Annotated in this window: 9 protein-coding genes; 6 read left to right on the plus strand and 3 right to left on the minus strand. The window is 39.6% G+C overall.

Annotated features, from left to right (window positions below; genetic code table 11):
- Nucleotides 1-181: 181 nt before the first annotated feature.
- From FJR05_RS15560 to plsY, 4 genes are all read left to right on the plus strand, one after another.
- Nucleotides 182-967: an MlaE family lipid ABC transporter permease subunit gene (locus FJR05_RS15560; RefSeq protein ID WP_174783722.1), complete on the plus strand. Its 786-nt coding sequence runs from the start codon at nt 182-184 to the stop codon at nt 965-967.
- An 81-nt stretch (nt 968-1048) separates the two neighbouring features.
- Entirely contained in the window at nt 1049-1438 is a 390-nt protein-coding gene (locus FJR05_RS15565) for a DUF3119 family protein (protein WP_168644931.1), read from the plus strand.
- A 72-nt stretch (nt 1439-1510) separates the two neighbouring features.
- On the plus strand, nt 1511-2686 hold the full coding sequence (locus FJR05_RS15570) for a DUF3086 domain-containing protein (RefSeq protein WP_168644932.1): 1176 nt from the start codon (nt 1511-1513) through the stop codon (nt 2684-2686).
- A 142-nt stretch (nt 2687-2828) separates the two neighbouring features.
- The gene (plsY, locus tag FJR05_RS15575) at nt 2829-3509 is read left to right on the plus strand and encodes a glycerol-3-phosphate 1-O-acyltransferase PlsY (protein ID WP_168644933.1); all 681 of its coding nucleotides are present in this window, start codon (nt 2829-2831) and stop codon (nt 3507-3509) included.
- 122 nt (nt 3510-3631) lie between these two features.
- On the opposite strand, the gene FJR05_RS15580 is transcribed toward plsY, so the two are convergent.
- Nucleotides 3632-4264 (minus strand): class I SAM-dependent methyltransferase, encoded by a 633-nt coding sequence (locus FJR05_RS15580; protein WP_168644934.1) that lies wholly within the window; start codon nt 4262-4264, stop codon nt 3632-3634.
- Nucleotides 4265-4357: 93 nt separating this feature from the next.
- Between FJR05_RS15580 and hemH the strand changes: the two genes are divergently transcribed.
- Nucleotides 4358-5524, plus strand: a complete 1167-nt coding sequence (hemH, locus tag FJR05_RS15585) for a ferrochelatase (protein WP_168644935.1) — start codon at nt 4358-4360, stop codon at nt 5522-5524.
- 42 nt (nt 5525-5566) lie between these two features.
- Here the strand turns inward: hemH and FJR05_RS15590 are convergent, their stop codons facing one another.
- Nucleotides 5567-6133 carry a DUF4126 domain-containing protein gene (locus FJR05_RS15590; RefSeq protein WP_168644936.1) on the minus strand — a complete coding sequence of 189 codons (567 nt, stop codon included), beginning with the start codon at nt 6131-6133 and terminating at the stop codon, nt 5567-5569.
- 411 nt (nt 6134-6544) lie between these two features.
- Complete coding sequence (gene purB, locus FJR05_RS15595; RefSeq protein ID WP_168644943.1) at nt 6545-7840, minus strand: adenylosuccinate lyase; 1296 nt, start codon at nt 7838-7840, stop codon at nt 6545-6547.
- A gap of 496 nt (nt 7841-8336) precedes the next feature.
- Here purB and FJR05_RS15600 point away from each other — a divergent pair, with 496 nt between their 5' ends.
- On the plus strand, nt 8337-9293 hold the full coding sequence (locus FJR05_RS15600) for a sensor histidine kinase (protein WP_254446956.1): 957 nt from the start codon (nt 8337-8339) through the stop codon (nt 9291-9293).
- The last annotated feature ends 11 nt before the right edge of the window (nt 9294-9304 follow it).

Genomic DNA, 9304 nt, shown 5'->3' on the forward strand with positions numbered 1-9304 from the left:
GTATTTTTGAAATTTAAAACCCCTACAACCTTGGAAACATAAGGGTTTACATCTCAGTGTGCAGTTTACCAGAAGTAAAAACACTTTAAAAACTCGCTCAATTTTATGAGACTAGCCGTAAACTAAGTTAATAATTTGCATATTGTCTAGTGTTAATTCTATCCCCCACAACCAGTGACCAATGGCCAAATCCAGTATAGGAACATGGAGTCAGCGCTTGCTGGCTGCGACCTTTTTAGGTGGACAAGTCATATTTCACCTCCTTCAAGGTAAAATTCACCGTCGTAACACCCTAGAACAATTGGCAATAGTTGGACCCGACTCCTTCTTCATTGCCCTATTAACAGCCATATTCGTGGGCGCAGTATTCACAATACAGGTAGCACGGGAATTCATCAACTTCGGGGCAGGAAACCTCGTTGGGGGCGTATTAGCAGTAGCATTAACCAGAGAACTTAGCCCCGTATTGACAGCAGTAGTTTTAGCAGGAAGAGTAGGTTCAGCCTTCGCAGCCGAAATCGGCACAATGAAAGTTACAGAACAAATAGATGCTCTGTTAATGTTAAAAACAGATCCCATTGATTATCTAGTCATTCCCCGGCTTCTGGCTTGCTTCATCATGCTGCCTGTCTTAACTTTGCTATCCTTAATCACAGGAATGTCTGGAGGATTGCTTATAGCCACCCGCATTTATAACCTTTCCGATACAGTATTTCTAGACTCAGCCAGGGACTTTCTCGACATCTGGGATATTGGTAGTGCCATGATTAAAGCCTGTTGCTTTGGTGTATTAATCGCCATTATCGGCTGTAGCTGGGGTTTAACTACCACAGGCGGTGCTAAAGGTGTAGGACAATCAACTACAACTGCTGTTGTCACTGCCCTATTAGTTATCTTTATTAGCAACTTCTTTTTATCTTGGGTAATGTTCCAAGGTCCCGGTAGTGGATTATCACCAGGACAGTGATTTAGAGGCAAGAGGCAAGAGGTAAGAGGGAAAATAGAGTAATTAAGAATTACGAATTTATAGAAAGAGGAGAAAAAGATTTTGCATAGTTCATTCACACCTAACACCATATCAACAGTAGAACTCAAGCCAAGTTACAATATTCCTATTGTTTTAGTCGTGGGCGCTATTCCCGTACTATTAATACAACCTTTGTTGGGAGGAATATTAACGCTTTTGGGTTTGTTTTTGATGTTGCAAGCTGTAACACTGCGCTTTCAATTTACCGCTACTGACTTTGATCTTTATAGAGGCGAAAAGTTAATTAAGCGTTTTCCCTATCAAGAATGGCAAAATTGGCGAATATTCTGGAATCCAGTCCCCATTTTGTTCTATTTTAAAGAAGTGAACAGTATTCACTTTCTGCCAATTTTATTTGACCCCAAAACCTTAAAATCTTGTCTAGAAGAACGTTGTCCACGCATTGATTAGATTTTGTCTCTAGTCAATTGGATATTTCAAGAAAGATATTTTTTGTATCATGGAAAATTTATATAGTTGTTTATGAACCCAGAAGAATCTCCAACTCCAGAACCCATAAATGAGTGGTTAGAACAAATAGAAGTGCAACCCCCCACAAATGAACTCCCAGAAAACCCATCTACCGATTTACAATTAGAAAATCAAGCATCTGGTGAATTGGCAAACTCAGAAACAACAGAAACAACAATACTAGCAGCGGAAAATTCACTACATATACAAGCAGAGCAAAGATTAGTCCAATTACAGCAAAAGTCATCAGAACTTAGCGCAGAAATTGCTCAATTGGAAACTACTTATGCCACCCTTCAGACGCAAATTGGTGTAACTCAAACTGCACTCTCGCAAGTTGTCCAAGATTCATTATCACAGTTAGAACAACGCAAACAAGCCTTACAAATTTCCGTTGAACAACTCGAACGTCGTCAAGAACGGATTCGTAATGAAATGCGGACAACCTTTGCTGGCACATCTCAAGATATAGCAATTCGGGTACAAGGTTTTAAAGACTATCTCACAGGTAGTTTACAGGATTTGGCATCAGCAGCCGAACAAATGCAGCTTGTACAACCTTCACGAGAACGGGAAAAGCCAGCGCCGAAAGAAGCTAAACCTGTGAAAGAACAATTGGAAATGCCGCAACTTGGTCAACAGCAGTTTCAGGATACCACCAAAAAAATCCGCCGCTTACTTGACCAATACCGCAACCAACCAGATTATTATGGCCCACCCTGGCAGTTACGCCGCACCTTTGAACCAATTCATGCCGAAAAAATCTCAAATTGGTTATTTACCTTAGGTGGACGGGGTGCTTTACGGACAATGGGTAGCCGTTTACAGAATATTTTAATTGCTTCATCGGCAATTTCGATATTACATCAATTATATGGCGATCGCGTGCGAACCCTAATTTTAGCAAACACTCCAGAACGTTTAGGCGAATGGCGACGCGGTTTACAAGATTGTTTAGGTATCGGTCGTCCCGATTTTGGACCCGACAGAGGAGTGGTATTATTTGAAGCACCGACAGCTTTAGCCCAAAAAGCCGAGAGATTAGTTAAAGCTAACCAAATGCCTTTAATTATCATTGATGATTCTGAGGAACAAATTAGTTTAGCGTTACTACAATTCCCTCTCTGGTTAGCTTTTGCCCCTGACCCAAAAACCATGAAAGATCGAGATTTTGATGATGATTTTTAATTAGTCATTGGTCATTGGTCATTAGTCATTGGTCATTGGTCATTGGTCATTGGTCATTGGTAAAACAACTAACAACTAATAACTGACAACTAACAACTAACAACTAACAACTGACAACTAACAACTAACAACTGACAAATTTATGTTTCTTTGGTTAAGTTTGTGTGGAGTAGTGGTTTTATTAGCTTACCTATTTGGTTCTTTTCCAACTGGATATCTAGCAGGTAAACTATTAAAAGGAATTGATATTCGGGAAGTTGGTTCTGGTTCAACAGGTGCAACTAATGTTTTGAGAACCTTGGGTAAAGTTCCAGGGGCATTTGTGTTATTAATTGATGCTTTAAAAGGAGCATTAGCCATAAATTTAGGTTATGCCTTATTTAACATTGCTTATAGTCAAAACTTAATTCCACCAAATGTAAATTCCGAAATTTGGCAACCTTATTTAGTCACCTTAGCTGGTTTAGCCGCCCTTTTAGGACATAGTAAATCAATCTTTCTTGGCTTCACTGGTGGTAAATCTGTGGCTAGTGGTGTGGGAATTTTACTAGCTATAAATTGGCAGGTGGGATTATCAACATTAGGAGTATTTGCAGTAGTCATTGCCATTTCTAGAATTGTATCTTTAAGTTCTATTTGTGGGGCTGTGGCAGTTTCTATTTTAATGGTAATTTTCCAGCAACCTTTAGCCTACATTCTTCTAGGTTTGACTGGCGGTTTATATGTAATTATCCGTCACCGCAGTAATATTGAGCGATTAATTGCGGGTACAGAACCAAAAATTGGTCAAAAGATAGAAACACAAACAGAACAAATTACTTAGGAACGCAAATTTAATAACCTGCAATTCTGATTTAACCTAGAATGGTGCGTTGACTCCTGAATGGGCGCAGGCCCTGCGCCCCTACCTCCTTCTTCTTTCTCCTGACTCCTGACTCCTGACTCCTATTTAACGATTTTTCTGGACTGAATTACCTGCAAACTTCCACCTGCATATAAACTAGGTTTAGCCACATCAAAACCAAAATCTCGTAACAAACCAGGTAAATCTGTTTTCAACAATTCCCAAGCCGTCTGGGTTTCAAACAGCCAGAAAAATACAGCCAACCCCGGCCAAAATATCGGATTTGTAGGAGGGTGAAAATCCACCAAAGTGAAAACTCCTCCCGGTTTTAATACCCGATAAACCTCTTTAAGAATTTTGCGGAGTTGTTCTGACTGCATTTCGTGTAAGGCTGCGCTAGTATGTACCACGTCGAACGAATTATCTGCAAAAGGCATATCCTCAGCAAATGCTTTGATATAAGTAGCATTTGGTACATTTTCCTGGCATCGTTTGATAGATAATGGGGAAGCATCCAAGCCGGTGACGTTTTCCGAAAAATTTACCAAAAATCTGGTTACTTGACCACTACCACAACATAAATCTAAAATCTGAGTATCTGATTGTAGTTTTAAGTTTTGTAAAGCCAGTTGACGAAATCGGGGTTCACCACCCACAGTCACAGCCGCTAACCGAGAGATGCCATCATATAGCCATTGGTATCTATAACTTAAATCTCTAAAAATTGTTGCCATTGTATTTTTCCTGCCGATAAAGCTTTATATTTAATAAAGATATATTGTTAACATTAGTGAAAAATCTGTAAGGATTGGGGGAAAGTAACTGCTATGGGTCGTATAGGGGTATTATTACTTAATCTCGGTGGTCCCGATAAACTAGAAGATGTAGGACCTTTTTTGTATAATCTGTTTTCAGATCCCGAAATTATCCGTTTACCGTTTCGCTGGATGCAAAAACCTCTGGCTTGGTTTATTGCTACACGCAGAGAAAAAACATCTCAAGCAAATTATAAACAAATTGGCGGCGGTTCTCCCTTACGACGGATTACAGAGGAACAAGGAGAAGCTATTAAGGCGCAGTTAGGTGAATTAGGACAAGAAGCTAATATCTATGTGGGAATGCGCTATTGGCATCCTTATACAGAGGAAGCGATCGCTCAACTTACTCAAGATAACATTGATAAGTTAGTAATTCTCCCACTTTACCCCCAATTTTCTATCAGCACCAGTGGTTCTAGTTTCCGCTTGTTAGAACAACTGTGGAAAGAAAACCCCAAACTCCAAAGTCTTGAATATACAGTCATTGCCTCTTGGTACAAAGAACCAGGTTATCTCCAAGCAATGGCAGAACTCATAATTGGCGAACTTAATAAATTTTCACATCCTGATGATGTGCATATTTTCTTCAGCGCACATGGCGTACCTAAAAGCTATGTAGAGGAAGCAGGAGATCCCTACCAGCAAGAAATTGAGGAATGCACAACCTTAATTATGCAAACTCTCAATCGTCCCAATCCCCACACCCTCGCCTATCAAAGTCGTGTTGGTCCGGTAGAATGGTTACAACCATACACAGAAGATGCCCTCAACGAACTTGGCACTAAAGGTGTGAAAGATTTGGTAGTCGTCCCCATTAGTTTTGTTTCTGAACACATCGAAACACTACAAGAAATTGACATTGAATATCGAGAAATAGCTGAAGAAGCAGGAATACACAACTTCGGACGAGTTCCTGCCCCCAACACCAACCCAGTTTTTATTAAAGCTCTATCCGACCTGATAATTGATGTTCTCCAACAACCTGACCTCAAACTCTCTCAAGTTACCCAAATGAAAAAACGGGTGAAAATGTATCCCCAAGAACGTTGGGAATGGGGAATTACTACTAGCGCCGAAGTTTGGAATGGTCGGATAGCCATGCTAGGTTTTATCGGGTTGATTATTGAATTAATCACTGGTAAAGGCTTACTGCACGTTATCGGACTTTTACATTAGTTTTGGTAATGGGTAATGGGTAATGGGTAATCATTATTTCCCCTACACCCTACGCCCTGCCTCCTGCCTTTTCCTGTCACCTTTACGCCAATCATACCAGTATTTCGCGCTCACAATCGCCAGCCATAGCAGAATTAAAGCAATTAGTCCCCCCTGGCGAGGAGCATCTATGGCGAAGAATACGAGTATAATACACAAAATGTCTTGTATAAACACAGCCCATATAGGCAAACCGCGCAAGCGATAAAACCAACCTACTAAAACTAGCTGAAATACAAAAGCTAATAAACCACCAATTAAGGCAACTAGCCAGCTTGGTGTTTGTGTCGCTGAAGCAACAGACAAACCCATTAAAGCTCCAGCAAAGGGAGATAAAAATAAATGAATTTGCTGTACTATTCTCTGACCAATCAGTTTTTTAGAGGCAAACAGTTCAAATAACGACCAACTGGTTAATAATCCCAGTAAAACATGGGGAGAAATACGTGATAATACTGGCATTTGTGACCACAGTTGATCTCCTTGAAGGATGCCAATAATTAATAAAGGTACACCTATTCTCATCCCGGCGGCAGCACCAGCAGATAATATGGCAAGAATTTCAATCATGGGTATATCCCCGACTTTACTAAACTAGCAAAGGTGATTTATTTATACGGGCTTTTATTGATAACAGTTTCTGATCAGGACTATAACAGGAGTGAGGAAAGAAACCTTGGAGTAGAAAGGGTATTACCGTTAATTGATGTCCTAACCGCCTTTACGCTTGCTATTAATAAAATTAACATACCCATATTAGATGCAAATTTAATCTCTATATAAACTGTTTTAATCTATGCTCTGATATTTTGAGTATAGTAATCAGCTATATATTTATTCTTCACTTTGCGACATGGAAGAAGTCAGTGGTCAGTGGTTAGTGGTCAGTGGTCAGTGGTCAGTGGTCAGTGGTCAGGAAAAAATCACCAATTCACTAATCACCAATTACCAATCACCAATCACCAATCACCAATTCCAGTTCTAAATACCCAATCGTTGATAAACTTCTTCTAAATGCTTGAGATGATGTAGTGGATCAAAACAGGCTTCTATCTCTGCGGAGGATAAGTTTTGAGTGACGCGAGGATCTGTACTGATTAAATCACGGAAGTTGCCTTCTGGTTTGTTCCAAGCAGTGTGGGCGTTTTCTTGGACTATAGTATAGGCTGCTTCTCGATTTAGTCCTTTGTCTATTAAGGTTAATAATACCCTTTGACTAAAGACAACCCCACCATAACAGTTAAGATTTCGTGCCATGTTTTCGGGATAAACCAATAGGTTATTAACCAAGTTGGTGATTTCATGCAGCATAAAATGAGTCAAAATGCAAGCATCTGGTAAAACTACCCGTTCTACAGAACTGTGGGAAATATCCCGTTCGTGCCACAAAGCGACGTTTTCTAATACTGCCCCTGCATGACTTCTTACCAATCGTGCCATCCCTGTTAACCGTTCAGAACGGATGGGATTGCGTTTGTGAGGCATAGCACTAGAACCTTTTTGCCCTTTGGCAAAAAATTCTTCAACTTCTAAAACGTCTGTTTTTTGCAGGTTACGAATTTCTACAGCAAAGCGTTCTATGGATGCAGCCAGTAATGCTAATTGTTGCACAAAGTCTGCATGAATATCGCGGGAAATTACTTGAGTGGAGGCAGTATCGGGTTTAAGTCCGAGTTTTGCACAAGCGATCGCTTCTACTCTGGGTTCAACGTTAGCATAAGTCCCCACAGCACCGGATATTTTACCAACAGCGATGGTTTTTTTGAGAATTTGCAACCGTTCTTGGTGTCGTAACACCTCCGCTAACCAACCAGCTAACTTAAAACCAAAAGTAATAGGTTCAGCGTGAATACCATGCGATCGCCCAATCATTACCGTATTTCGATGGGCAGTAGCTTTTTTACGAATAGCATCAATGACATCTTCTAGGCGTGTTAACAACAGATCCAGACTAGCAACTAATTGTAGCGATAAAGCAGTATCTAAAACATCAGAACTCGTTAAACCTAAGTGAATATAGCGTCCTGCTTCACCTACATATTCATTAACATTTGTCAAGAAAGCAATCACATCATGACGAACTTCTGCCTCAATTTCCAGTACCCGTTTCGGGTCAAAATTCGCCTTAGCCTTAATTTCCTCTACTGCTGCTGCTGGAATATAACCCAGTTCTGCCTGTGCTTCGCAAACCGCGATCTCTACATCTAGCCAGGTTTTCAGCTTATAGGTTTCACTCCACAAATCGCCCATTTCGGGCAAGGTATAACGCTCAATCACATTCACAGCATCTAATACAACTGTCATATTTTACATTGGAAACCACCCACTCTTAATGCCAATCTCTCCCGGATAACCGTCATATTTTAATTCTCAAAATTTTTACAGTAACTCAAAGCACAGCAAAAAATTCCAACACAACTTTTTGGCTAACATCTTAACCTTTATTTAAAGCTTGGGTGATAGCATAAATTAGGCTGGGTAACTTATGCTCACAATTAAAGCTACAAACTCTCTATGTTGAAAAGAATACTACTGCCATAATTGATCAATCACTATGAAATTACGCCAAAAGTCCAATATTAGAATTTAGCAGATAAATTAATATGGTTCTACCGCATTTTGGGAAGACTAAATTATCACGCCTTATCAACTTTTTAGCAGCTAAATTGATTACACCGATAAAGTTAAGCGTGCAATAAGCAACATCTATCTGAGCCTGAGCGATCATGTCAAAGACCCCAAGCAATATTAATTTTAGGTTAAGGATGAAAAAATGCTGGCTATACATGGTGTTGATAATATGGATCAGCTAAACCTCAAGCTAGAGTCAACGTTACAAGAATTACCAGTTTGGACAATACAAATAGAAATAGATCGTCCTGGTAATGAATTAGCAAAAATTTTTGCAGAAGATCCTTTGCTGCCAGGAATTATCTTGACTAAAGACAAAAAATATGCAGGCATGATTTCTCGGCGGCTGTTTTTTGAACAAATGAGTCATACCTATGGTTTAGGGCTATTTGCCGGTCGCCCTGTCGAATATCTTCATAATTTCTTACAACCGGAAACATTTATCTGCCTAGAAAATACCCCCATTGTCGAAGCAACTCAAATAGCTTTAGGGCGATCGCACAAACAGGTTTATGAGCCAATTGTCATTACAGATCAATCTTATCAATATGGATTATTAGATTTTCAGCAATTACTTTTAGCCCACACCCAAATTCATGTTTTAACCTTAGCTCGACTTCAAAAAGAAAAAGAAAAAGCCAGAATAGCTAAAGCAGACTTCCGCGATCTTCAGCATAACTACAGCCGATTATTACAAAACGACAAAATGATCGCCTTGGGACAATTAGTAGCTGGTATTGCCCATGAAATCAATAATCCCATGAATTTTATTTATGGCAACCTCAATTATGCCATCGAATATGTTAGAGATATCCTCGACATAATGGAAAATTATAAACAAGAACCATCCTATCCTGGCGCAATAGCCGCAGCTCAAGAAAAGGGAATCGAAATAGAATTTATTCTCGAAGATTTACCAAAATTATTATCATCCATGAAAGTTGGTGCTACAAGAGTAAATGAAATTGTCCTATCTTTACGTAATTTTTCCCGATTAGATCAAGCAGAAATTAAACCTGTTGATATTCATGAAGGGATAGAAAACACATTAATAAGTAGTTTTTCACTCTCCCCCCACTTTCGAGAGTTTATAGGGTAGGTAGAAGTAGG

The organism is Dolichospermum sp. UHCC 0259 (genome assembly GCF_009711935.1).
GTDB lineage: Bacteria > Cyanobacteriota > Cyanobacteriia > Cyanobacteriales > Nostocaceae > Dolichospermum.